This window comes from Sphingopyxis sp. USTB-05 (assembly GCF_023822045.1).
In the GTDB taxonomy this organism is placed as follows: Bacteria; Pseudomonadota; Alphaproteobacteria; order Sphingomonadales; family Sphingomonadaceae; genus Sphingopyxis.
The window spans coordinates 3,408,193-3,432,588 of record NZ_CP084712.1; the positions used below are offsets into that span (position 1 = coordinate 3,408,193).

Annotated in this window: 22 protein-coding genes; 8 read left to right on the top strand and 14 right to left on the bottom strand. The window is 64.6% G+C overall.

Going from position 1 to position 24,396, the window contains the following annotated elements:
- Positions 1-136 precede the first annotated feature (136 nt).
- Positions 137-976 (top strand): ABC transporter ATP-binding protein, encoded by an 840-nt coding sequence (locus tag KEC45_RS15930; protein WP_062183361.1) that lies wholly within the window; start codon positions 137-139, stop codon positions 974-976.
- Between the two features lie 26 nt (positions 977-1,002).
- On the top strand, positions 1,003-1,938 hold the full coding sequence (gene dmeF, locus KEC45_RS15935; protein ID WP_062176706.1) for a CDF family Co(II)/Ni(II) efflux transporter DmeF: 936 nt from the start codon (positions 1,003-1,005) through the stop codon (positions 1,936-1,938).
- Between the two features lie 21 nt (positions 1,939-1,959).
- On the opposite strand, the gene KEC45_RS15940 is transcribed toward dmeF, so the two are convergent.
- On the bottom strand, positions 1,960-2,463 hold the full coding sequence (locus KEC45_RS15940) for a hypothetical protein (RefSeq protein ID WP_062176703.1): 504 nt from the start codon (positions 2,461-2,463) through the stop codon (positions 1,960-1,962).
- Between the two features lie 166 nt (positions 2,464-2,629).
- Here KEC45_RS15940 and KEC45_RS15945 point away from each other — a divergent pair, with 166 nt between their 5' ends.
- Together KEC45_RS15945 and KEC45_RS15950 are read left to right on the top strand one after the other, a co-directional pair.
- Positions 2,630-3,760 carry a cell wall hydrolase gene (locus tag KEC45_RS15945; RefSeq protein ID WP_062176699.1) on the top strand — a complete coding sequence of 377 codons (1,131 nt, stop codon included), beginning with the start codon at positions 2,630-2,632 and terminating at the stop codon, positions 3,758-3,760.
- 42 nt (positions 3,761-3,802) lie between these two features.
- On the top strand, positions 3,803-4,189 hold the full coding sequence (locus tag KEC45_RS15950) for a VOC family protein (protein ID WP_062176696.1): 387 nt from the start codon (positions 3,803-3,805) through the stop codon (positions 4,187-4,189).
- Between the two features lie 97 nt (positions 4,190-4,286).
- Here KEC45_RS15950 and KEC45_RS15955 read toward each other — a convergent pair whose 3' ends face one another.
- The 5 genes from KEC45_RS15955 to KEC45_RS15975 form a co-directional block, all read right to left on the bottom strand.
- Positions 4,287-5,876 carry an ATP-binding protein gene (locus KEC45_RS15955; protein ID WP_238586711.1) on the bottom strand — a complete coding sequence of 530 codons (1,590 nt, stop codon included), beginning with the start codon at positions 5,874-5,876 and terminating at the stop codon, positions 4,287-4,289.
- A 311-nt stretch (positions 5,877-6,187) separates the two neighbouring features.
- On the bottom strand, positions 6,188-6,958 hold the full coding sequence (locus tag KEC45_RS15960; RefSeq protein ID WP_062176691.1) for a TIGR02186 family protein: 771 nt from the start codon (positions 6,956-6,958) through the stop codon (positions 6,188-6,190).
- Positions 6,955-7,863 carry a sulfite exporter TauE/SafE family protein gene (locus KEC45_RS15965; protein WP_252171146.1) on the bottom strand — a complete coding sequence of 303 codons (909 nt, stop codon included), beginning with the start codon at positions 7,861-7,863 and terminating at the stop codon, positions 6,955-6,957. The genes KEC45_RS15960 and KEC45_RS15965 overlap by 4 nt, the downstream gene beginning before the upstream one ends.
- 114 nt (positions 7,864-7,977) lie before the next feature.
- A complete protein-coding gene (locus tag KEC45_RS15970) occupies positions 7,978-9,105 on the bottom strand; it encodes a hypothetical protein (protein ID WP_152682259.1) in 1,128 nt (375 codons plus the stop codon).
- Entirely contained in the window at positions 9,102-10,526 is a 1,425-nt protein-coding gene (locus KEC45_RS15975; protein ID WP_062176682.1) for a glycosyl transferase family protein, read from the bottom strand. Before KEC45_RS15975 ends, KEC45_RS15970 begins: the two co-directional genes overlap by 4 nt.
- A gap of 136 nt (positions 10,527-10,662) precedes the next feature.
- Here KEC45_RS15975 and nhaA point away from each other — a divergent pair, with 136 nt between their 5' ends.
- Together nhaA and KEC45_RS15985 are read left to right on the top strand one after the other, a co-directional pair.
- Positions 10,663-11,946 carry a Na+/H+ antiporter NhaA gene (gene nhaA / locus KEC45_RS15980; RefSeq protein WP_062176680.1) on the top strand — a complete coding sequence of 428 codons (1,284 nt, stop codon included), beginning with the start codon at positions 10,663-10,665 and terminating at the stop codon, positions 11,944-11,946.
- Positions 11,946-13,292, top strand: coding sequence for a hypothetical protein (locus KEC45_RS15985; RefSeq protein WP_252172043.1), 1,347 nt, complete (start codon positions 11,946-11,948; stop codon positions 13,290-13,292). Before nhaA ends, KEC45_RS15985 begins: the two co-directional genes overlap by 1 nt.
- 3 nt (positions 13,293-13,295) lie before the next feature.
- Here the strand turns inward: KEC45_RS15985 and KEC45_RS15990 are convergent, their stop codons facing one another.
- Both KEC45_RS15990 and KEC45_RS15995 read right to left on the bottom strand, forming a co-directional pair.
- Positions 13,296-14,303: an NAD(P)-dependent alcohol dehydrogenase gene (locus KEC45_RS15990; protein ID WP_062176673.1), complete on the bottom strand. Its 1,008-nt coding sequence runs from the start codon at positions 14,301-14,303 to the stop codon at positions 13,296-13,298.
- Positions 14,303-16,042, bottom strand: a complete 1,740-nt coding sequence (locus KEC45_RS15995) for an amidohydrolase family protein (protein WP_062183354.1) — start codon at positions 16,040-16,042, stop codon at positions 14,303-14,305. The genes KEC45_RS15990 and KEC45_RS15995 overlap by 1 nt, the downstream gene beginning before the upstream one ends.
- Positions 16,043-16,182: 140 nt before the next feature.
- Between KEC45_RS15995 and KEC45_RS16000 the strand changes: the two genes are divergently transcribed.
- Both KEC45_RS16000 and KEC45_RS16005 read left to right on the top strand, forming a co-directional pair.
- On the top strand, positions 16,183-16,932 hold the full coding sequence (locus tag KEC45_RS16000; RefSeq protein WP_062176670.1) for a class I SAM-dependent methyltransferase: 750 nt from the start codon (positions 16,183-16,185) through the stop codon (positions 16,930-16,932).
- Positions 16,933-16,936: 4 nt separating this feature from the next.
- Complete coding sequence (locus KEC45_RS16005) at positions 16,937-17,248, top strand: alkylphosphonate utilization protein (protein WP_062176668.1); 312 nt, start codon at positions 16,937-16,939, stop codon at positions 17,246-17,248.
- Here KEC45_RS16005 and KEC45_RS16010 read toward each other — a convergent pair.
- The 6 genes from KEC45_RS16010 to KEC45_RS16035 form a co-directional block, all read right to left on the bottom strand.
- Positions 17,245-17,769, bottom strand: coding sequence for a hypothetical protein (locus KEC45_RS16010; protein ID WP_062176664.1), 525 nt, complete (start codon positions 17,767-17,769; stop codon positions 17,245-17,247). The genes KEC45_RS16005 and KEC45_RS16010 overlap by 4 nt on opposite strands.
- Before the next feature lie 65 nt (positions 17,770-17,834).
- Positions 17,835-19,130, bottom strand: a complete 1,296-nt coding sequence (locus KEC45_RS16015) for an acyl-CoA dehydrogenase family protein (protein WP_062176661.1) — start codon at positions 19,128-19,130, stop codon at positions 17,835-17,837.
- A 20-nt stretch (positions 19,131-19,150) separates the two neighbouring features.
- On the bottom strand, positions 19,151-20,494 hold the full coding sequence (locus tag KEC45_RS16020; RefSeq protein ID WP_062176658.1) for a phosphotransferase family protein: 1,344 nt from the start codon (positions 20,492-20,494) through the stop codon (positions 19,151-19,153).
- Between the two features lie 123 nt (positions 20,495-20,617).
- Positions 20,618-21,613 (bottom strand): cupin-like domain-containing protein, encoded by a 996-nt coding sequence (locus KEC45_RS16025; RefSeq protein WP_062176655.1) that lies wholly within the window; start codon positions 21,611-21,613, stop codon positions 20,618-20,620.
- Positions 21,614-21,667: 54 nt separating this feature from the next.
- Entirely contained in the window at positions 21,668-22,948 is a 1,281-nt protein-coding gene (locus KEC45_RS16030; protein ID WP_062176651.1) for a serine hydrolase, read from the bottom strand.
- Between the two features lie 95 nt (positions 22,949-23,043).
- Complete coding sequence (locus KEC45_RS16035; RefSeq protein WP_062176648.1) at positions 23,044-24,390, bottom strand: DUF389 domain-containing protein; 1,347 nt, start codon at positions 24,388-24,390, stop codon at positions 23,044-23,046.
- Between the last annotated feature and the right edge of the window lie 6 nt (positions 24,391-24,396).

Sequence of the window (24,396 nt, forward strand, 5' to 3'; positions counted from 1 at the left end):
CTGGCTAACCATGTCAAGAAGTAGGGCGCATATAGGCTTTGGCGCGTGAGTCGGCAAGGGAAGAATGGGGAGAATGCAAAGCCGGACACCGATGCCGCCCCTTGCCCTGCACGCGGCGCTGGGCAAAAGGGCCGGCATGACCGAAACGATCCCGCCGCCGTCGGCACACGCCGACGCCCCGCCCGCCGAAGCGCTGCTTTCGATCGCCAATGTGCGCGTCATGGCGGATGAAGCGTGCATTCTCGACCTTCCGGCGCTGACCATCGGCGCGGGGGAAAGCGCCGCCATCCTCGGCGCCAACGGGTCCGGCAAGTCGACGCTGGTCAAGCTGATCACGCGCCAGCTCTATCCCGCCTATGGCGCCGATGTCCGTATCTTTGGACAGGATAGCTGGAATGTTTTCGACCTTCGCAAACTGCTCGGGATCGTGTCGACTACCGAACAGCTCGATTTCGATGCCGACCCGCCGCTCGAAACGCTCGACTGTGTCGTCTCGGGCTTTTTCGCCTCGCGCGGGTTGTGGGCGCATCAGCATTATACGCGCGAAATGGTCGACGCGTCGCTCGCCGCGCTGGAAGATGCGGGCGCGAGCCATCTGGTCGGACGCAGCATGGCAAGCCTTTCGACCGGCGAGGCGCGCCGCGTCCTCATCGCCCGCGCGCTCGCACACCGGCCGCGCGCGCTGTTGCTCGACGAACCTTGCGCGGGACTTGACCCCGCGGCCCGGCACCATTTCCTCGACATGCTGCGCGGCATCGCGGGCACGGGGATCGCCCTGCTGCTCGTGACCCATCATATCGAGGAAATCCTGCCCGAGATCGACCGCATCATCATGCTGCGCGGCGGGAAACTCGACCGCGACGGCCCCAAGGAGGCGCTCCTGACCAGCGACACGCTGACCGACCTTTTCGGCCTGCCGATCGAGGTCACCCCGCGCGGCGAGTGGTACGACGCCGCCATCCGCCACTTGCCATAATTTTTCCATCGGATAGGCAGGCGTCCATGTCGTTCGATAGCGAAATCGAGGCGCTGGCCCACGACCATGTCTTCCTCGGCAAACGGCATGACGAAAATGCTCGCCGTACCCTGTGGGTGGTCGCGCTCACCGCGGTGATGATGGTGGGCGAGATCGCTGCGGGGATCGCGTTCAACTCGATGGCGCTGCTCGCCGACGGCTTTCATATGGCGACCCATGCCGGCGCGCTCGGTATCGCCGCGGTCGCCTATGCCTATGCGAAGCGCCATGCCTATGGCCGCCGCTACAGCTTCGGCACGGGAAAGGTCGGCGACCTTGCCGGCTTTGCCTCGGCGCTCGTGCTCGGCATCGTCGCGCTCGGAATCGCCTTTGAATCGGTCACGCGCCTGTTCGACCCGCGCCCGGTCGCCTTTGTCGAGGCGACGGTCATTGCCGTCATCGGCCTTGGCGTGAACGTCGTCAGCGCGCTGCTGCTCGGGCACGGGCATGACCATGGCCACGACCATCATGGCGACCATCACCATGGCGACGGGCATGCGCATGGCCATCACCATCACGAGACGGACAATAATCTCCGCTCCGCCTATCTGCATGTCATCGCCGACGCACTCACTTCGGTCCTTGCGATCGCCGCGCTCCTCGGCGGGCGCTATCTCGGCTGGGTGTGGCTCGATCCGTTGATGGGGATCGTCGGATCGGTCGTCATCGCGGTCTGGTCCTGGTCGCTGATGCGCGACACCGGCGCCGTGCTGCTCGACGCCACCGACGCCGCGCTCGAAACCGAAATCCGTGCGTTGGTCGAAGGACCGGGCGATGCGAAGATCACCGACCTGCACGTCTGGCGCGTCGGTCCGGGCGCGCATTCCGCGATCATCAGCGTCGTGGGTACGACGCGCGAGGTCATTTGCGCACGGGTCAAACCCGTCCGCGCAATCGAACATCTGACGGTCGAGATCCGGTGAAGCGGCGCCGGTCGCCGGCGCCTAATCGACCCGCTCGACCTCGATATGCGGCCAGTGCGCCGCAAGCCGCTTCGCCCAGCGGTCATAGGGCCACGGGATCACCTCCTCGTCGAACCAGAAGAGCCGGTTTCCTTCCAGATCATAGAGATGCACCTCATCATCGCTCTCGTCCTGCCGGACGATGCGCAGCTTGCCGATGCGCGACGGGTGGATGCGGCCTTCGTCGCCGCCGCGCGTCCCTATGCGCCGCTGCCACCAGACCAGGTCGCCTGTCGCGGGTTCGATGAAGCTTCCCCGGTTCGGGTTGGCGAGCATGTTGAGCCCCGCGCCAAGCGCGACCAGCGCCCCAAGCCCCTGCGCCAGCGGCACCAGCCACGGGGCGCACTCGCGCCCGCCCTCGCTGCAATTGTCGGCGGGGTCGATCGTCGAACCCGCCCAGAAAAAGAAGAGGCCGAAGGTGAGCAGCAGCCACATCCGAAAGTCGGTCCGCGCGCTTCGCCGATAGGAGGGGACGGTGTCGGTCATCGCACCCAGGCTAACGCAATAACCTCAACGCTTGGCTAATCGCCGATCCGCTGTGGATGCGCCGAACGAGGATGAAACATTTTGTTGGCGTTTCAGCGTATAAGGGAGACTGGCCCCGTTGGCGCGAATCGCGCGCGGAACGGACGCGACGGAATTTGACACACGCATGAAGCCCGAACTGTCCCTGACCGCCCGCTCGACGTGGCGCGACCCGGTGCCGGAAAAACCGGCCGGGCCGGGACGTGCCTTCTGGGCGGCGATCATCGCGGTCGTTACGGTCGCCTGCCTTGCCTTTCTGCTGACGAGCGGACAGTTTCGTGCCCCCCGCTTCTTCGGTCCATACAGCGTCTCGGTACCCTTGAGCTTCAAAGCCTATGATCCCGAGCGCTGGGCAATCATGAATGCAGAGGATTATGCCGACGCGCTGAAGATCGATCCGACCCTGCCCAATCCGGACAGCGTCGGTTATGGCGACGCGGCGGCCTCGCCGCCCGCCGATCCGGCGATGCTGCGCGACGAAGCCTTTGTCGGGCCGCCCGCCAAATCCTATGTTTTCCGCGGGGTCACCGCGCTCGACCGCGAGCGCGCGCATTATTGCCTGACCGCCGCCATCTATTATGAGGCCGCGTCCGAAACAGACGACGGGATGCGCGGCGTCGCGCAGACGGTGATCAACCGCGTGCGCCACCCAAGCTTTCCGAACACCGTGTGCGGCGTCGTCTTCCAGGGATCGCAGCGCGCGGGCGTGTGCCAGTTCACCTTCAGCTGCGACGGCGCGATGGCGCGCGCGCCCGAACGCCGCAACTGGCTCCGCGCGAGCCGCATCGCCTCGGCCGCACTCGGCGGCTATGTCTTCCCCAAGGTCGGCCTGGCGACCCATTACCACACACAGGCGATCTGGCCGCGCTGGGGCAAAAGCCTTGTGATGACCAATATCGTCGGCGCGCATATCTTTCACCGCTGGCGCGGTCGCTGGGGCATGCCCGACGCATTCCGCGCGCCCTATCTCGGCCGCGAGCCGGTGCCCGGCCCCTATCTGCCGCTGGCACAGCAGCTTGCGATCCTGAAGGGTCAAGGCCTTCCGCCCGGTGCTGGTCCCGCCCCATTGCTCACCGGCGCCGCCGCGCCGCTTCCCGACACCCCCGCCGCCCCGCTGCCGGGCACGATGGCGCCCACGGCGCCGGTCGCGCCGCCGCCCGTCGCGGCTCCCGCGGCGCAAACCTATGCCGATCCGCGGCTGAACCAGTCGGGCCAGGTCCGCGAAGAATTCCGCGGCAGCGGAGAGTGGAAACAGTGACGCAAACGGCCTAGGCTGCCCGGATCATCACGGGAGGCCAGGATGGGACATGTCAAAGGCATCGGTGGACTGTTTTTCCGGGCGCGCGACCCAGAGGCGCTGAGCGCCTGGTATCGCGAACGGCTGGGCGTCGGCGGCGGATGCAGCGCGGACGACAGCGTGCCGCCGAACCAGTGGGTATGGAATGTGACGGCGGGTCCGCTCGTCTTTGCGCCCTTCAAGGCCGACACCGACTATTTCGCGGCCGACCGCCAGTTCATGATCAACCTGCGCGTCGACGATCTTGACGCGGTGCTCGCGCCGTTCCGCGACGCGGGCGACGAGATCATCACGAAGGACGAATGGGACGACCCCGCGATCGGCCGCTTTGCGCGCGTGCACGACCCCGAGGGCAATCCTATCGAGCTTTGGGAACCGCCCGCGACCTGAAAAGCGAAGTCATTGCGAGGAGCCGAAGGCGACGTGGCAATCCAGAGAAGGCCCAAACCGCCCTGGATTGCTTCGCTTCGCTCGCAATGACGAGCGCTTATCTGCCCTGGCTGCGCCAGCGCTTGACCACGCGTTCGAGGATTTCGGCCTCGCCGCCGGTTTCGCGCCACAGTTTCGAGAAGAGCGGATCGCTCGACGCGGGGCGCTTCTCTTCCTCGAGCGTGTCGAGATAGACGCGGATCGGGATCGACACGCCTTCGCCGCAGACGATGCATTCGCGGTTGCGGAGCGCCGGGATCGAATCGATGAAGCCGCGCGCGCCTTCGGGCATCGCAGCCTTCACGAAATGCTGGTCGCGCTCGTTGTTGAGGCGCATCGAGATGATCGTGCCGCACTGCGACAGCACGCCTTCGGCAAGGTCGGACGGACGCTGGGTGATGAGACCCAGCGACACGCCATATTTACGGCCTTCCTTCGCGATACGTTCGAGGATCTTGCGGACCGCCTGTCCCTGCCCCGTGTCCTTCGACGGAATATAGCGGTGCGCCTCTTCGCAGACGAGCAGGATCGGGCGCTGCGGCTCGCCGCGCGACCAGATCGCATAGTCAAAGGTCAGGCGCGACAGCACCGCGACCACGACGCCGGTAATGTCCGACGGCACGCCCGACACGTCGATGATCGAAATCGGCCGGCCGTCCGACGGCAGGCGGAAGATCTTGCCAAGGAAGCCCGCCATCGTGTCGGCGACAAGCATTCCCGAGAACATGAAATTATAGCGCGGATCGGCGCGCATTTCCTCGATCTTGCCCTTGATGCGCATGAACGGCGCCGACGAGGTCGCCTTGTCGAGCTTGCCCATCTCGTTTTGCAGGATGTTGAGCAGGTCCGAGAGCAGATAGGGGATCGGCGAGTCGACCGTGATCTTCGTCATGCCCTCGGCAAGCCGGTTCTTGGTGCGCGCCTGAAGCAGGCAGCGCGCCAGAACGTCGCAGTCGGCCTGACGATCGCGGCCTTCGGCGGTGACGAACACTTCGCAATGCTCTTCGAAATTCATCAGCCAATAGGGCATGGCGAGATTGTCGACGTCGAACAGCGCGCCGGTGCCCTTGAAGGCGGCCGAATATTCGCCGTGCGGGTCGATCATCACGATATGACCCTGCGGCGCGAGTTCGCAGATCTTGTGGAGGATCAGCGCCGCGCTGGTCGATTTACCCGTACCCGTCGAACCGAGCAGCGCGAAATGCTTGCCGAGCATTGCGTCGACATAGAGCGACCCGCGAATATCCTTGGTCGGGTAGACGGTGCCGATTTCGACGTGCGCGCGTTCATCGGCGGCGTAAATCTGTTTGAGATCGGCGCTGGTCGCCGCAAAAACCTGGCTGCCCGGGATCGGATAGCGCGTTACGCCGCGACGGAAATTGTGAATGCGGCCGGTGATCTTCTCTTCCTCACCTTCGCCGAGAAAATCGATCGTCGCGACGATCAAACCCTCCCCGCGCTCGTGCAGTTGCTGGTCGCGGATGCTGGCGATCAGCCAGATATTGCCGACGCGCACCTTGACCTGCGCACCCACCTGCCCCGCCATTGCGACGGCCGCATCGCTGGACGACGCCAATTTGCCGATCACGGCAGCATCGAGCAGAATGCGCGACGCCGAGCCCGAAATATCGACGACTTCGCCGATCATCAGGTCATCGCGATGATGGTTGGCTACCGGTGCAACCGACGCCGCTACGCCGCCGCCGCCGGCGAGCCTCACATGCTGTGCCGCCGTCAAATCGCTGGCGCCAAATCCGCCACCTTGCATATCCATGTATCCCGCCCCGCCTTTTGATGGTCCCGGCTCGGGATATCGCAGACGAGGGTAAATAGGCCGTGAATGATGATTAGGGTCAGCCCCTCTTATTGCGCGATCGAGGGTTGAAGCGATTTTGTTCAGTGCGAGGAGGCAAGGCGCGGGAATATGTCGATATTTCCAGACTTAAAGGGAGCCTGACCCTAACGACGGCGGAAAATAGCCGACGCGCCGTAACCGAGCACCAGCGACAGAAAGACCGCGGCGAGACCATAGAGAAAGCCGTGCCGCTGCGCTGCGAGCGCGACGAAGCGTTCGAACCCTGCCTTGCGGATCTGCACGTCGCGCGATGCGACGGCGAGCACGCGTCCGCGGCTGATCAAATAGGTTTCGGCGCGATAGGTGCCGACGGGAACGCGCGCCGGCACCGGAATGCGCGCGCGATAGAGCACGCCTTCGGTGATTTCGACCGCCGAAGGATTTTCGACGAAGAGACCCGATCGGCGATAGAGATCGGTTAGCCCCGCCTCGAACCGCTCCAGCTTCTTTGCCTCCGAAAATCCGCTGGGCGACATCGACAGATTGGCAAGGCCGAGTTCAAAGATCGCTGCGGTCCGCTCGTCGACCAGCTTGTCGATCGGGCGCGACGATCCGATCGCATAGAAGCCCGGCGAGGTACGCAGGCGGATACTGCTCGCATTGACCCAGATACCCGCGACGCGCCGCTTTTCGCGCAGCACGATCGGTCGCACGGGTCCCTTCAGCACGACCACGATGTCGGCACGGTCGTCGGGCAGCCGCTGCCCGGGATAGAGGATCGCGCCGAAAAGCAGCAATTCCTCGCCGGTGAAGCTGTACTGGATGTCGATCGCACGGCTCGACACGTCAGGCACCAGCCGGGGGTCGGCGGCATTGGCGGCCGCCGGCAGCGACAGCGCCGCGAGCAACGGGAGCAAGGCGCGCGGCGCGATCATTGCACCGTGTAGATTTCTTCGGGGCGGATAAAGAGGTCGACCCCCATGCGGAGCGCGACGAGCAGCACGATTGCGGCGAGCGCCATGCGCAGATATTCGGGCTTTGCCTTTTGCGCAAAACGCGCGCCGATCTGGGCGCCGACGACGCTTCCGAGCAGAAGCAATCCTGCGAGCACGATGTCGACCGCGCCGGTGGTCAGCGCGTGAACCATCGTCGTTGCGATGGTCACGAATAATATCTGGTACAACGACGTGCCGACGACGACCTGCGTGCCCATGCCGAGCAGATACAGCATCGCCGGCACCATGATGAAGCCCCCGCCGACACCCAGCAGCATCGTAAGTACGCCCCCGACGATACCGAGAAGCAGCGGCGCGAGCGGCGAGATGTAAAGGCCCGAGCGATAGAAACGCCAGCGGAGCGGCAGGTTCGCGACCATCGGATGGTGGCGCCGCTTGCGCGCAGGGGCCGGCAGTCCGGCCTGTGACGCTCGAAAGCTGCCCCATGCCTCGCGCCCCATGAATGTCCCGACGGTCCCGAGCAGCGCGACATACAGGATGTTGATCACCGTATCGATCTGCCCCAAGGAGGTGAGCAGTTCGAATAGCCCCGCGCCGATCAGCGAGCCGATGAGGCCGCCCGCAACCAATACCCCGCCCATCCTGAGGTCGACCCCGCCGCGCTCGAGATGCGCCATCACCCCCGAAACGCTGGCGCCAGTCACCTGCGTCGCCGCCGACGCCGCCGCGACCGTCGGCGGAATGCCGTAAAAGATGAGCAGCGGCGTCGTCAGGAATCCGCCGCCAACGCCGAACATGCCCGACAGGAAACCCACCCCGCCGCCCAGCAGGATGATCACCAGCGCATTGACCGACAGATTGGCGACTGGGAGGTAAAGATCCAATTGTCAGGGCCTGTGAATTGCGGGTCCGAGGCGCCGAAACTGCGCCGAGTCCCGCGACCCTAGAGCATTTTTTCGCGGCGGGGAATCGGCGGCGGTGGCTAAATTTTCCGGCGTTCAGAAGTCGCTCGCCAGCGTCAGCGCCAGGCCGCTTTCGGGGCGCGCATTGCCAGCAAGGCGCTGGCGCCAGTCGAGCGCGATGCGGGTGCCCTCGCCCAGATCGGGCAGGAGCAAAGTCAGCCGCGGACCGACATCGGCCCGCGCGGCGCCCGGCTGTACCGCTCCCGCAACGAGCGCGCCAAGCCGCAGGAGAGACGTGTCGTCGGGGCCGAGGTGGCGATCGACGACGATTGCGCCGTCGGCGAAAGCGTCGCGCCGCCGCACGCCGACGACGCCCGCCTGCGCATAGGCGTCGAGCCGGAAACCGGCCGTCAGCGCAACCCTCGAAACGCCGCCGCTCGCCATCATCACGATCGCGGTGCGCCCCTCTCTGCCCAGCGTGACGCGCTGCTCGATCGCAATATCGACCGGCAGGTGCGCGAGTGGGGCAAGGGCGAGGCCGAACGCGATCTCGCGCTGCTGCGGGCGCTGAATGGCAACCGTCGCGCGCCCATAGGCGCGGACGCGCCCGTCATCGCGAAAGCCATAGTCCAGCCGCACACCCGCCTGACTCCCACCCAATTGGCTCGCCGCACCGATGTTCTCGGGCGCGGAGCCGGAGCCTTGGCGCAAATAGACCCAGTTCGCGAGCGCCCATCCGCCAAGCTGCCGCTGAATCCAGAATGGCTTGCCGTTCCCCGGATCGGAGTGTTCGGCAGGTGCGAGCGGAAACCAGAGCCCTCCGATAGTCGGGGAGGCAGAGAGCGCGACATCATCTGGCGGCGAAGGCGACAGCGGCGCGACCGGGGCAAGCCGAAGACTATCGCGATCGGCGCCCAAATCGACGGAAACGGACTCGTTTTCGATCGAAGCCGGGGCGACCTCGAAGAAGGCCGGCACGCCAACACGCCGGTGCGTCGAGAGATCTTGCTCATCGATGCGGGCGACAGGCGGGATGTCCGCGACGGCACGGCCCGCCGCAAGGGGAGACGGCGACAAAGGCGCTTCGACGGGATCGAGCGCAAAAGAGGTGGCCGGATTCCCGACCATCACAACCCGCATCGCTATCCAGCCGCCGACGCATAACAGCAGAAAGCGCAGTGCGGGCGCGTCACGGCGCACGTCGAGGCGGCGCATCATCATCACGCCCCCATCCTGACAAAGCCGTCCTGGTGCGCGACCTCATGATCCGGATGGTCGGTCTTGTCCCAAACAACCTTGCCCGACCGCAGCATCCGCCAGTAAAGTCCGATCGCACGTCGCGCAGCGAGCATCGCGATCACATTGGCAAAAAAGACACGCGGCAACGAAATCATCGCCTCGCGCAAACCGTACCAGCGCGCCGTAAAATGCCCGCGAACGCCGATCCGCCAACACAGCATCACGGCATTGAACATCAGCAGCAACCGCATGCCGCCGCCCAGCTCGACGGCACGCCAGTCCAGCAGAAACTGCCCCGCCCAGCCAGCGATCGTGAAGATCAGCCCTGCATAAGCCGCCATTAGAATGAGCGCGGAAAGCGGCGCGCGACGATCGCGCCACAGCATCCAGCGCCCGATCCACGCCCGGCCGGCGCCGGCGCCTATGGCCTTATCACGCCGCGCACCAAGCCAGCCGAGATGGTCCCAGCCCGCCAAGGCGATCCCGGTAATCCAGCGCGACTTCTGCCGCACCGCCTTTTCGATTTCCCCCGGAAAAGCCCCTCGCGATACGATCCTGTCACCCGCGGGTCCGACCGTGTCGATAAAGCGCGTTCGAAGGCCATAGGCGCCGATCAGCATGCCCATCTCATAATCCTCGGTCAGGCTGTCGCAGCGAAAAGGCTCGCCGCCACGCTCGAGCGCCAGCAACGCCAGCGAGCTACGCGTCAGCGCGCAGCCGACTCCCGCTGACGGCAGCGGCAGGCCGAGGCGCGAGCGAACGACCAATTCCTTTCCATGCGCTTCGGCAAATTCGTCGCCATAATGCCCGCCGATCCAGCGTTCTCTGTGCCTGATCAACGGCACGACCGGAATCTGCACCATCGAATTTTCGCCGAGATAGCGGCGGTAAAGTGCGAGTTCGGCCGGATGAACATGATCTTCGGCGTCGTGCAGGACGATGGCGGCGAAACGCATGCCCTCGGCGCGCTCGTCATCGCCAAGCGCGCGCCACAAGCCGTTGAGATTGTCGCCCTTGGTGGTCGGCCCCTCGACGCTGCCCACGACAAGCCGCAGCCGCCGGTCGCGCGCGACGAGCGGCGATACGGCAAAGAGGGTCGCGGCATCATTGGGATAGCAGCCGAGGTAAAGTCGAAAATCCTCGTCCCTCCACGCCGCGAGCGTCCGATCGAGCATTGCCGGAAGCGCATCGGCTTCGTCCCATGCGGGCACGAAGACCGCGAAGCGTCCCTCCACCGGCGGCGCGTTCGGGGCGAGCGATGGTCCACGGCGGCGGGTCACCAGCCACAACGCATCGAACAGCAGGTCGTCGAGCCCGAACAGCAGAATCCCGACCGAGGCGAACAGCATCAGTTCGTGACTGGCCCCCATCACCAACCATTCCAGCCATGCGGTCGACTGCTCCAATGTGCTAGCCCTGCCCCCACCGATCACCTAATGTCATCAATATCGATACTGCTAGTGAACAGAGCAGATTTGTAAAGACGACTATATCATTGATTAACTGTCAATTTCACTGACAAATCAAAGAAACACCTGACCGATGATCCGCAGATTTCCACCCCATTCAGCATTGATAGAATTCCTGAGAAGTGAAAGCGCAGGCGGAATTCTTCTTATTTTCGCATCCATTTTGGCGATGATCGTTGCCAATTCGTCGTTCGCGCCGCTTTATCACGACGCGATTCACGCCGTTACCGGACCGATACTTACCGACAAGCTCGGCCCGATGACGGTCCATCTGTGGATCAACGACGGATTGATGGCGGTTTTCTTCCTGCTCGTCGGGCTGGAGATCAAGCGCGAGTTCGTCGACGGAAGGCTCGCAAGCTGGGACCGGCGCCGATTGCCGTTCATTGCAGCGGCAGCCGGAATGGCGGTTCCTGCAGTCATCTACATTCTCTTCGCGGGAAACACATCGGGGCTGGCGCAAGGCTGGGCTATCCCTGCGGCCACCGACATCGCCTTTGCGATGGGCGTGCTTGCGCTGCTTGGCAAACGCGCGCCGACCTCGCTCAAATTGTTCCTCGTCACCGTCGCGATCGTCGACGACATGGGCGCGGTCGCGATCATCGCGCTCTTCTATACTGCGAAGATCAATCTCGCCGCGCTCGGGGTGGCGGCGGTCATCCTTGGCCTGATGTTCGCGATGGCACGCCTGCGCGTGAAGAGCCTGCCCCTTTATCTCCTGATGTTCGCCTTCCTCTGGTACGCGATGCTGCTTTCGGGCGTCCACGCCACGATCGCCGGGGTACTTACTGCGATGACCATCCCGTTCGAACGCACGCCGGGGGAACCCAACAGTGCACATTCGCCGCTTCACAAGCTCGAACATGCGCTGCACCCTTGGGTCGCGTTCGGCATTGTTCCCCTGTTCGGCTTCGCCAACGCCGGGGTCGATATCAGCGGGCTCACCGCCCAGCAGATTTTCGCGCCGCTGCCGGTCGGGATCGCTGCCGGCCTTTTCCTCGGCAAGCAGATCGGCATTTTCGGCAGCGTCTGGCTGGCGGTCAAATTGGGAATCGCGGGCCGACTGCGCGGCGCGACCTGGCTCCAGGTCTATGGCGTCGCGATATTGTGCGGCATCGGCTTTACGATGAGCCTGTTCATCGGCGGCCTCGCCTTTCCGGGCGATGCGCTGCTGGTCGAGGAGGCGAAGATCGGTATCCTGACAGGATCGCTGATGGCAGCGCTTGTCGGTTTCGCGGTGCTGCGCTTCGCACCGCTCCATCCCGATCATGACGCGGCCGAAAGCCAGTCCGATGCGGAAATCGCCGCTGACGGCGATGTGCGTGACACCAGCGAAAGCAGCGGTATAGCCGCGTGATGCGCAAACTCATCGCCCTGTCGCTGATCGCCCTCCTTTCGGGGTGCGCCGCAAGCGAAACCCGACCTTCGGCGGCCAAGCCGGACCTCGCCACACTCGACGTCCGCCGCACGGCCGCCTCGACCAAGGCGCTCGACGAGATTGCAGCCGCATATCTGCGGCTCACCCTCGAAATCGGGACGCACGAGCCCGGCTATATCGACGCCTATTACGGCCCGCCCGAGCTTCAGAAGGCGGCCGAAACGGCGCCGCGCGACAAACCAGCGCTGCTCACGGCGACGCGTGCGTTGATGGCAGAGGTCGATCTTGCGGCCCGGCGCATCTCTGACCCGCTCGCGAAACGCCGCGCGACCTTTCTCCGGGCGCAGCTCCGCGCCGCCGAAACGCGGCTGCAGATGATGCAGGGCACCCGCTTCGCCTTTGCCGACGAGGCCGAGCGGCTGTTCGGTGTGCGCCCGCGACTGAAGCCGCTCGCGAGCTACGACGCCGAACTCGCGAAAATCGAGGCGCTCGTCCCTGGCGACGGCGCGCTCGCCGATCGCGTCGAGGCGTATCTCGACGCCTTCACCATCCCCAAGGACCGCCTGCAGAAAACCTTCGACGCCGCGATCGCGCGATGCCGCGGGCGCAGCATGGCGCATATCCCGATGCCCGAAGGCGAAAGCTTTCGGCTGGAATTCGTGACCGGCAAGAGCTGGAGCGGCTATAATTATTATCAGGGCGGCTATCACAGCCTGATCCAGGTCAACACCGACCTGCCGATCCGCCTGTCGCGCGCACTCGACCTTGGGTGCCACGAGGGCTATCCGGGACATCATCTCCTCAACATGAAACTTGAGGAAAAGCTGGTGAAAGAGCGCGGCTGGAACGAATTCAGCGTCTATCCGCTCTATAGTCCGCAGAGCCTGATCGCCGAGGGCAGCGCGAATTACGGTATCGACCTCGCCTTTCCCGAAAGCAGCAAAGCCGACACCGAACGCGACGTGCTGATGCCGATCGCCGAGATAGCGGTGCCGTCGGACGACCGCTATTGGCAATTGCTCGCGGCGATCAAGCGCGCTTCGGGGGCGCGGCTGACGATCGCGCAGCAATATCTCGACGGCGCGATCGATCGCCCGACAGCCGTCGCGCTCACCCAGAAATATCTGCTCGTCTCGCCGCAGCGCGCCGAGCAATCGATCAGCTTCACCGATCAATATCGCAGCTATGTGATCAACTATGGTCTCGGCGAGACGATGGTCCGCGCCTATGTCGAGCGCGGCAAGCCCAGTCGCGACGAGATGTGGCGGCGCATGGCGAAAATCGTCAGCGAACCGACCTTGCCTTCGGACCTGCTCACGCGCTGAGCGTCAGATATCGACGATGATCTTGCCGAAATGCGCGTTCGCCGCCTGATGCCGGAAGGCATCGGCAAGACTTTCGAGGGGAAAATGCTGGTCGAGGATCGGGCGGATGCCGTTCGCCTCGACTCCCGCGATCATCGCAAGTTGCTGCGCGCGACTGCCGACGGTAAGACCCTGTACGCGCAGATTCTTGCTCATCAGCAGCGCTGTTTTCACCGGCCCGACTATGCCGGCGAGCACACCGATCAGCGCGACATGCCCACCGACGCGCGTTGCAACCATCGACTGGTCGAGCGTGCCCGCACCGCCGATCTCGACCACCGTATCGACACCGCGCCCGCCGGTGAGTTCGAGCGCCCTGGCGCCCCACTCCGGGACGTCCTTGTAATTGATCAGCTCGTCGGCGCCGAGCGCCTTCAGCCGATCGAGCTTCGCATCGGACGAACTTGTCGCGATCACCCGCGCGCCCGCCGCCTTGGCGAATTGTAACGCGAACACCGAAACCCCGCCGCTGCCCTGCACCAGCACGGTCGAGCCCGGCTGCGTCACGCCATCGACGAACAGCGCGCGCCACGCGGTCAGTCCGGCACAGGTCAGCGTCGCCGCCTCGGCCGCCGACCAGCCTTTCGGCGCATGGGTGAACCATTGCTGCGGCGTCACCACCACTTCGCGGGCATAGCCGTCGATGCTGTCACCCGGCACCTGCGTGAAGGCGTTCGGCGGCGCCGCACCATCGGCCCAGAAGGGAAAGAAGAGCGACACGACATGGTCGCCAACGCGATAGTCGGTGACGCCCTCACCGACCGCCTCAACCGTCCCCGCGCCGTCGGACATCGGAATACGTCCGTCGACGGTGGGGATCATCCCGGCGACCACCGCAAAGTCGTGGAAGTTCAGCGACGAGGCTGCCAGCCGCACACGAATCTCACCCGGCCCCGGGTCGCCGGGGTCGGGAAGATCGGTCAGCGTCAGATTGTCGAGCGAGGCGGGCGCGCGAAGCTGGACCGCTCGCATCACTCCGCCGCCATCGCCATTTCAACACGCTGCGGACCGCGGATGACGCCGCCCGGCGTCGGCCCCTGCATTTCGCCGTCCTTGAACGTCACGACACCCGACTTGACCGTCGCGACATAGCCGTCGGCCTTTTGCAGCAGGCGCTTGCCGCCCGCGGGCAGGTCGAATGCGAGCCAGGGCTTGCCGAGCTTGATCGAATCCATGTCGATGACGTTCAGATCGGCAAGATAGCCCGGCGCGAGCACGCCGCGATCTTCGAGGCCATAGAGTATCGCCGTGTCGCGACACTGACGTTTGATTGCGTGTTCGAGTGCGATGCGATGGCCTTTGCGGTCGCGAACCCAGTGCTGAAGCATGAAGGTCGGCGAGGCGGCGTCGCAGATCGTGCCGCAATGCGCGCCGCCGTCCGACAGGCTGTTCACCGTATCGTCCGACGCCTGCAAATCCTCCAGGAAATTGAGGTTGCCGTCGCGGTAGTTCAAAATCGGGAAATAGATGAAACCCTTGCCGTCATCCTTCATGAGGAGGTCGTATGCATATTCGGAGGGCGAGACGCCCGCGGCGACCGCGCGCGCCATGATGCTCTCGTCCATCTTGGGCTCATAGTTGAAATCGGGGTCCATTTCGAAATGGACCGGCCAGCCTTCGGCGACGACCTTCAGAAAGTCGAGAATGTCGCTTTCGGGCCAGACATTCGCCTCTTCGATCATCCGTGCCTTGAACGCGGGATCTTTCAGCTTCGCGAGCTGCTCGGCCCAGGGCAGGTCGATAATCTCGTTCCATGCGGGCTTGAAACGGAACGGATGCACGGTGCCCTGCCACGCCATGATGATGCCGTTGCCGCGGAGTGCGATCTGCGCGACGATGTTCGCGCCGGTCGAATTCTGTTTCCGCATTTCCGCAATCTGCTCTTCGAGCGGCAGCTCCTTGGCGATCGATTGCAATGCGGCGAAGGTCACCGGCAGTCCGGTTTCGCGGCTGAGGTCGCCCATCCACTGAAACTCGTTCCACTCGCGCTTCATGTCGCTCGCCATTTCGAACACACCGTAACCGACGCGTCCCATTGCGCGCCCGATCGCGACCAGTTCCTCGGCGGTCGCAGTGGTGCCAGGGACGAGTTCGCCGTCGATCGACTTGTGCAGCACGGTGCGGCTGGTCGAGAAACCAAGCGCGCCGGCGCGCACGCCCTCCTCGACGATGCGTGACATTTCGGCGATGTCCGCGTCGGTCGGGATCGCACCGGGTTTCTCGCGGTCGCCGAGCACATAAGCGCGGACGGCACCGTGCGGGACGTGGCACGCCACGTCGACCGTGCGCGGCAGTTTTTCGAGCGCGTCCATATATTCGGGAAAGGTTTCCCAATCCCACGACATGCCCTCGGCAAGCGCGGTGCCGGGAATATCCTCGACGCCTTCCATCAGCGAAATCAGCCATTCGTGGCGGTCGGGCTTGGCGGGGGCGAAGCCGACGCCGCAATTGCCCATCACGACGGTGGTAACGCCGTGCCAGCTCGACGGCGCCATTTCGGCGTCCCACGTCGCCTGCCCGTCATAATGGGTGTGGACGTCGACGAAGCCCGGGGTGACGATCTTGCCGGCAGCGTCGATTTCCTCCCGTCCTGAGCCGAGATTTTCGCCGACCGCGACGATCCGGTCGCCATCGATCGCAACGTCCGCGACAAAGGGCGCTCCGCCCGAACCATCGACGACGGTGCCGCCGCGAATCACCAGATCATGCATGTCCGCTCTCCCAAGCATTTTGGCCAGATTTTTTAGTTTCACGAAGAAACCTATCATCAAAATTGCGATATGCAAATAAACGCGCGGCGCCCGCGACAAGGCGCTATGGTGACGGGACAAAATCATTGGGAGTTGCTGCCATGATCCGTCCGCTCACGTTCGCCCTGTTGTTCGCCGTTTCGGCGACCCCGCTCGCCGCCAAGGACTCGCCCGCCCCCGACTATAAGGCCGCGCTCGCCGATCCCGCGCGCCCCGCCGCCGACCGCGAACGCGATGCGTCGCGCAAACCCGCCGAACTGCTCACCTTTGCGCAGATCAAGCCCGGGCAAAAGGTCGGCGATTTCGTCATGGGCGGCGGCTATGTGACGCGCCTGCTAGCCGGCGCAGTCGGCCCGGCGGGCAAGGTCTATGCCTTCCAGCCCGCCGAATTCATCGCCTTCAAGAAACAATATGGGGACGATCAGGCCGCGATCGACGCCGCTTATACCAATGTCGATGCCGTCGCCGGTCCGTTCGCGGCGCCCGCCTTTCCCGAACCGCTCGACACGATCATCACCGTGCAGAATTTCCACGACCTCTATCTGAAACCCTTTGCCGCGGGCACCGGCGACAAGGCGAGCGCAGCTTTGTTCGCGGCGCTCAAACCCGGCGGCACGCTCGTCGTCGTCGACCATAGCGCGGCGAAGGGCAGCGGTACGACGCTGTCGGACAGCCTGCACCGGATCGACAAGGATGCGGTCATCGCCACACTGACCAAAGCGGGTTTCAAGCTTGATGCGGAAAGCGACCTCTATCGCCTTCCCGCCGATCCGCGCACGGCCAATGTCTTCGACAAGGAAATCCGCGGCAAGACCGACCAGTTCACCTTGCGCTTCCGCAAACCGGGATAAAAGAATGACCAGCGACGACCAGGATTATGTCTATGACGAAGCGAGCGGCGAATGGATGTCCGCCAGCGACATTGCCGCGCGCGACGCCGCGGCCGCCGCGGGTCCCGAAGTACGCGACGCGGTCGGCAATCTGCTCGCCGATGGCGACTCGGTCGTGCTGGTCAAGGATTTGAACGTGAAAGGCGCGGGCCAGACGCTGAAGGTCGGCACGGTGATCAAGTCGATCCGCCTGACCGGCGACGCGCAGGAAATCGACTGCCGCCACGACGGCATCAAGGGGCTGGTGCTGCGCGCGGAGTTTGTGAGAAAACGCTAAGCACGCCCGGAAGGCGGCGCTTCCGAACTCCAAGCGGGCCGCGCGGCATCCATCCCCGCGACGACCTTGTCCCAATAGGCCTCGGTCCGGCCCTGGAACTTCATGTCGAAGCTTTCGACCGTTCGGAATTCGAGCACTTCGACCCCATCCGGGCCGGGCTTGTACGTGTAGGGCACGTCGCTGCCGACGAAAAAACCGTCGCCCGCGCCCAGTTCCTCGGTGCCGAGCTTCAACGAACCCGCGATGATATAATAGAGGCAGTCGGCATTATGGCTGTGCAGCGGCAATGCGAAACCGCTTTTGAACCACGCATAGGTCAGGCTCATATGCGGGAGCGAGAACAGCGCTTTGGTGATGTTCCCTTCGCCAACGCCAGCGGCGACCCAGCGCCCGATGCCCGCCTCGACGATCGGTGTCAGGCCGGCGAGCGTCATCTTGTCGGTTTCGTTGAGATCGGGAGCGTCGGCGCCCCGGAATATCCGGAACGATGTCGCATCCTTGGCGCGGTCGGCTTCGGCCATGGTCCTCTCCTCTTCTGCTCGTTGCGCCGATCATGCCGCAACCGGAAGAGGAGAGTCCATCCCGATCAGATTCGGCCCAGCGTCTCTTTGCGCGGCCCCATATAGCCGAACAGATAGGCCGCGACCTTGCGCATCTGGATTTCCTCGGCGCCTTCGGTGATGCGATAGCGGCGGTGGTGGCGATAGATATGCTCGAACGGCTTGTGCCGCGAATAGCCGATGCCGCCATGCACCTGCATCGCGCGGTCGGCAGCTTCGCAAACGAGGCGGTTCGCCCAGTAATTGCACATACTGACCTTGTCCGAGAGCGTGCGCTCGACCTCCTTGTGCGGGGTGTTGTCCATGTCCCACGCGGTCTTGCGGATCAGCAGGCGCAACATCTCGGCCTGTGTCGCGAGTTCGACGAGCGGGAACTGGATCGCCTGATTCTTCGCCAGCGCCTCGCCGAACGGCTTACGCTCACGCGCATATCGAACGCTTTCCTCGATGCAGAACACCGCCGCGCCCAGCGAGCTTGCCGCCTGCCGAATGCGGTTCTGGTGAACGAAGCTCTGCGCGATCGACAGCCCGCCGCCCTCCGGACCGAGCCGCGCATCGTCGGGCACCCAAACGTCGATGAAGGTCATGCGCGGATGGTCGGTCGGCATGTTGAACGTCCACATATATTCGTCGACGGTCATGCCCTCGGTCCCCGTCGGCACGAGCAGGCAGGTGATGCCCTTCGCATCGCCGTCATTGCCGCTGGTGCGGCAGAAGGTCGCGCAATGCGTCGCGACATGCATGCCGGTGATCCACATCTTGCGCCCGTTGATCAGCCAGCCGTCGACGCCATCGCGCGTCTCGCGGACCGCGCGCGTCTCCATATGTGTCGCGTCGCTGCCATGGTCGGGCTCGGTCAGCCCGAACGCGGTGCGGCGCTTGCCCTCGAACCCGCCGAGGATGAATTCCTGCTTCTGTTCGTCGCTGGTGCCGAACTGTTCGAACATTTCGACGAAGGGGAAATTGCCGACGATGCTGTGCTCATTCTGAAGATCGTTGTGGAGCCCCAATCCCTTCGCCGCGAAATGCTCGCGGATCACCGCCATCCACAGATTGCTGCCGTCCTTGCCGCCGTACTTCTTGGGCGCCGAGAAGCGCCAGTGCCCCGCCGCATCGGCCTTGCGCGTCGCCTGTTTGAGCAGGTCTTCCCAGTCGTGGCGCGGCAGCCCCTGATTGTCCCAGTCGGTGCGCGCATGTTCGCGGCGATGGTCGAAGAAACGGATATTGTCGTCCGCAAGTTCGAGCGGTTTGATCTCGGCGTCGATAAACGCATCAAGCTCGTCCAGATACGCCTGCAGGTCGGCGGGCATCGCAAAATCCATGTCTCTCTCCCTTTTATCTTCTATCCGCGCCACGCCGCGCGCGCCGCGCCGAGCGCAGCATATTTGGGGCTGTCGATCGCGCATTTGTCGAGCAGGACACGCCGCAGCTTTGCAAGCAGCCCCGGCTCGGCGAGCGTCGTCGCTCCCGACAGCAGAGCCGCCGACAGCACGGCATCCTCGGCGCGCACGCCAGCGTCGAGATCGCGCAATATGATCCCGAGCGCGTTCATCGCGACCACCGCCTCAAACTTGGCATGGCCCTCCGCTTTCGGTTTGATCGATGCCTCGATCCAGTCGCGCACCGCCTGCACCATCTCGGCATTCGTCGGCTCGCCCACCGGCGCCGGTGCGGCATCCGGCGATGGCGGCAGCGGCCGATCGCGCTCCACTTCCGGCGCTTCGGCTTCGAGCAGCAAGAGCAGATCAAGCTCCTGCTCGGCGGTGCGCCGGCCGATCACGACGCGCTCGACCGTCCGGTCGGCGCCGTTCCGCCACATCTGCCCCATCTGCAAACAGCCGAGCGCCCACCACAAGGTCCGATAGACGAGCCAGAAACGAAAGCGGCCGCGGTCGACCTTCGCTCCGCCCGCCGCTTCATAGGCCGCGAAATAATCGTCGATGCTGCCGACCCCGAACGCGGGCTTGTCGAGCCGCCCAAAGCGCCACACGGTCATGCAGCCAAACGCCAGATCTTCATGCGCGTCACCGCGATGCGCAAGTTCCCAGTCGAGCACGGCGGCCAGGCCCTCACCGTCGACCATCACATTGCCCATCCGATAATCGCCATGGACCAGCACAGGCATCGCCGGTTCGGGCAGATGATCCTCGCACCATTTGATCGCGAGCGCGATCGCCGGCCGGTCGCCGCCGTACGACAGAAAGCGGGCCTTGAGTTCGGCCAGTGCCTCGGCCGTGTCCATCAGCGGGATCGCCGCTGGGATCGTGCCGGCCGGGATCGCGTGGATGCGCGCAAGCTCGCGCCCCAGGTCGGCGAGCAGCGACGGCGGCGGGTCCGCAAGAATCTTCGCCGGGCTCACTTCGGCGATCACGCGCCGCATCACATAGCCGGTGCCCATGCCGTCGCCCGGCTCCAGCACGCCGACGACTTCGGGCGCCTTTACCCCGGCATCATGCGCCGCGATCACCAGCGCCGCCTCGTCGGCATGGCCATAGGGCCGACCTTCCATATAGTCCGCCGACGGCGCGCGGCGCAGCACATAGCGATCCACCTGCTCCGCCTCGCCCCAGTCGAACGCCCAGCTTTCCATATTCGCCCCGCCCGACAGGCGGGCGAGTCCCGAAAGGGCGCCGGGGCGAGCGACGCGGGTCATGAAGGCGGAAAGCGGTGCGGCGAGATCGATCATTACTTAATGATGCTAAGGATTTTTGACGGCCGCAAGCCGTAATCGCATCCGGGTCGGCGCAATCGCAGGAAATGCCAAATAATGCCGCAACGCCGGAGCGGCGCGATTCGCGGCAGAACGGAATCAGTCGAGCGCCCCGTAAGAGGCATAATCATCGACATGCGCGTTCGAGCGGCGAAAGCTGGTGAAGCTCATGCTTGCCGACAGGTCGAGCGCCTCGACCTGATGCCACCAGCCGACGGGCAGGAAAATCGCCTCGCCGGGGCCGATGACCGTTTCGAGGATCGGCGGGGTGTCGGCGTCGCCGGGGCCTGCGGGCAGCGCGTCATTCGTCCAATCGGAAAAACAGTGGCGGCTGTTCTTCATGCGGTCGAACGCCCAGGGCGGCGCCATGCGCACGCGCTTGCGCCCCATCACCTGGACGAGCAGATTGTTGGTGAGATCATGATGCCAGGGGGTCAGCGTGCCCTTTGGCCCCAGCCAGAAAAAGCCGTCGCGCTGCCGCGTGTCGTCGAGCAGGGCGATCGGCGCCATATCGTCCCACAAGGGCGCCAGTGCCGCAGCATTGGTGCCGCTGTTATAGGCGGTGAGATAGATGTCGTTGCTCGCTTCGTCCTTGCGCAGCCAGTCGATCAGTTCGGCGAAGCGGACAAGGCGGCGGTGATCGTCCTTTGCGAGTTCATAATCGGGACTGCGGTCACGCTCGACCTGCGCCTCGACGACGGCGTCCCCCGCGACCTCTGTAAAATGATCGAGCGACCAGCGCGTCAGCGCCGGCCAGTGATCGATGATGCCGCTGAGCTTCGCCGGGCGGTTCACTTCATAATGATGGCGATAGAAATGACCGGAGTCGGGCGCATCGAGCGTATCGAGCGCGAAGCCGCCCTCGCCCTCGCGCGCCAGCCGATCCTGATTGGCGAGCAGCCAGCGCTGTTTCGCCATGCGCGCCGCCTGCCGGCGCAGCATCGCCGCCATCGGGTCCTTGGCCAACCGGTCGACTTCATATTTCGCGGCGGCGGCCGACACGCCTGCGGCGACGAGCCGCGCATGCAGCGCGGCATCTTCGTCACCGGCGGCGAGGCCTTCTGCAAGCAGGGCGCGTTTGTCGGGCTGGGGCATGTAAAAAACTCCTCGGCCCGCTCAAGGACATCCAGATGACAAAAGGATGACAGCCTAATCCCCCGTCGGCCCCTTATAGTCCAGCCCATAGACCGCGGCGCGGAAGTCGCGGTGGAGCGTGCCGTCATAGGGCATCGTCTGGACGAAGAAGACCGCGGTGAGCCGGTTCGCGGGATCGACCCAGAACAAAGTCGAGGCGGCGCCATCCCAGAAAAACTCGCCGACCGCACCGCGGTTTTCCTCGCGCGTCTGCGGCGGCGATTTGCGCACCGCAAAGTCGAAGCCAAAGCCGACCGCCCCCTTGCCGGGAAGCCACGCGCGTTCGGTTATCGCAGGATCGAGCTGGTCGGTCGACATCAGTTCCACCGTCGAGGGTTTGAGGATGCGCACGCCGTCGAGCGCGCCCCTGTTCAGCAGCATCCGCGCGAACCGCTGATAATCGTCGAGCGTCGAGGCGAGCCCGAAACCGCCCGGGGTCAGCGCATGATCGCGAAAGTTCAGCGTCTGCGCCTCGGCCGCCGCTTGCTGAACGAGCTTGCCGTCCTTGTTGACATTCATCGCGGCAAAGCGCGGCAGACGCGCATCGGGCTGGCGCCAGGCGGTCTCGGTCATCTTCAGCGGTTCGAAGATATGGGCGCGGACATAATCGGCGAAGCGCTCGCCCGACAGCTTCTCGACGAGCGCCGCCTGCACATCGACCGCGATGCTATATTCCCATTGCCTGCCCGGCTGGAACAGCAACGGCACGCGCGCGAGGCGCCTGCTCGTTTCGGCCAGCGGGATCGTCAGCGCGAGCGGATCGGCGGCGACATAAGCTTCGTGCGCGGGCGTCGGCCCCGCGCCATAGGCAAAGCCAGCAGTATGGCGCATGATGTCGCGCACCGTGATCGGACGCTCGGCGGCGATATAGCCCGGCTGCCCCGCCGCATCCTTGCCCGCATAGACGCGCATATCGGCATATTCGGGCAGATATTGCGACAGCGGATCGTCGAGGCGGAATTTGCCCTGTTCCCAAAGCTGCATCAGCGCGACGCCGGTGACGGGCTTGGTCATCGAATAGATTTGCGCGATCGTGTCGCGGCGCATCGGGCGCTTTGCGTCGCGATCGGCCATGCCCGCACTGCCGAAATAGACCTCGCGCCCGTCCTGCCAGATCAGCGCCGAAGTCCCGGCGGCGCGGCCGTCGGCGATCATCGCCTTCAGCACCGCATCGATCCGCGCCTTGTCGATTTTCAGCACTGCGTCAGGCGCGGTCCGCGCCAGCAGCGGCGGCGCGACCGCGGCCGAACCTGCACATGCCATCATCATCGCCAGAGCCAGTCGCGTGCCGCGCATATCGTCTCTCCCCTGTCCCGGCCGTTCGCCCGGGATCGGGGTACATCACATGGTATCGGGCCGGACAGGTCAACCCGAATAGGTCTGCGAGAGCTCTATTCGGTCGCCGCAGCTTCCGCGACAGGAGCCTTGGCGGCTGTCAGACTGCCGTTCTGGATCAACCATTGCGGGTAGCCCGCCTGCACCGACGCCATGATCCGGTCAATCGCCGCCGCGACCTGTTCGCCCTCCGCCTCCCGGTCGCGCTGGACGATCACGCGGCGGGCCTGCGCATCGATCAGTAGTTGGCCGCGCGGCAGCAAGTCGCCGACGGTCAAGCTCGACAGGATCGCGCGGCTTTCCTCCTCGCGCTGTTCGAGCGTCGCGATGCGGCTGCTGAGCCGCTCCTCAAGCTGCGCGGCGGCATTGGTCTGTTTCCGAAGCTGCGCGAGATTGACGCGAACGTCGCGATCGAGATCCCCGCGGACTTTGGCCTCTAGCTCCCGGTTGAGCTGCCCCGCGTAGCGATCGACGAGCACAACGCCGTCGATCTCGATCGCATCGCCCTCCAGCCGCACATTGAGGCTGTCGATCTGGTCGCCATCGCCAAGCAGGGCCCGAAGTTCGGACTGAACCGCGGTGCGCGCGCGAATTTCGCGAACGATATTGTTGAACGAGATCGCGAGCGGGATCGACAATATGCCGAGCGTCGCGACGATCCCGACGACCTGCATCGCTGTGTGCTGCGGCGTCAGCGAGGGGCCGAATTTGTTGAGCCGCGCGACGATCGTCACCGAAAAAGCGATCGCGAGTGTGTTGGTCAGGAATAGAAGGCCGCCGCCCATCGCGAAATCGGGCCGGCCGGTGACGAGCCCGAAGGCGACGGTCGAAAGCGGCGGCAGCAGCGCCGTCGCGATCGCGACGCCGACCATCACCCCCGATAATTTGCGCAAGATCGCATAGACGCCGGCGATGCCGCCGACCACCGCGACGCCAAGGTCGATCAGCGTCGGCTGGGTCCGGGCACGAATTTCGGGCGTGACGTCCTTGATCGGCGACAGCCAGATGATGAGGGCCGCGATGATGATGGCGACCAGTGTGCCCGCAGCAAGCGTAACGAGCGAACGCTTGATCAGATTGCTCTCGATCGTCGCGAGGCCAAAGCCGATTCCCATGATCGGTCCGAGCAGCGGCGATACGAGCATCGCACCGATCACGACCGGTGCCGAGCTTTGCAGCAACCCAAGTGTCGCAATCGCGGTCGCCATGACGACAAGCAGCAGAAATTTGGTGTCGAGGCGGGCATCGCGCGCGACGCTCGCCAGAATCAACGAGCGGCCGTGAGCATCGCCCACGGCCGCTTCGTCGTTATGATCGTCGGGTCCGGCGCGCGTCGCCCGGCGTCCGCCCGCGTTGAACGGCGTTTCACCGAGACCGGGCACACCGGGATGATCGCCGGCCACGGCGGA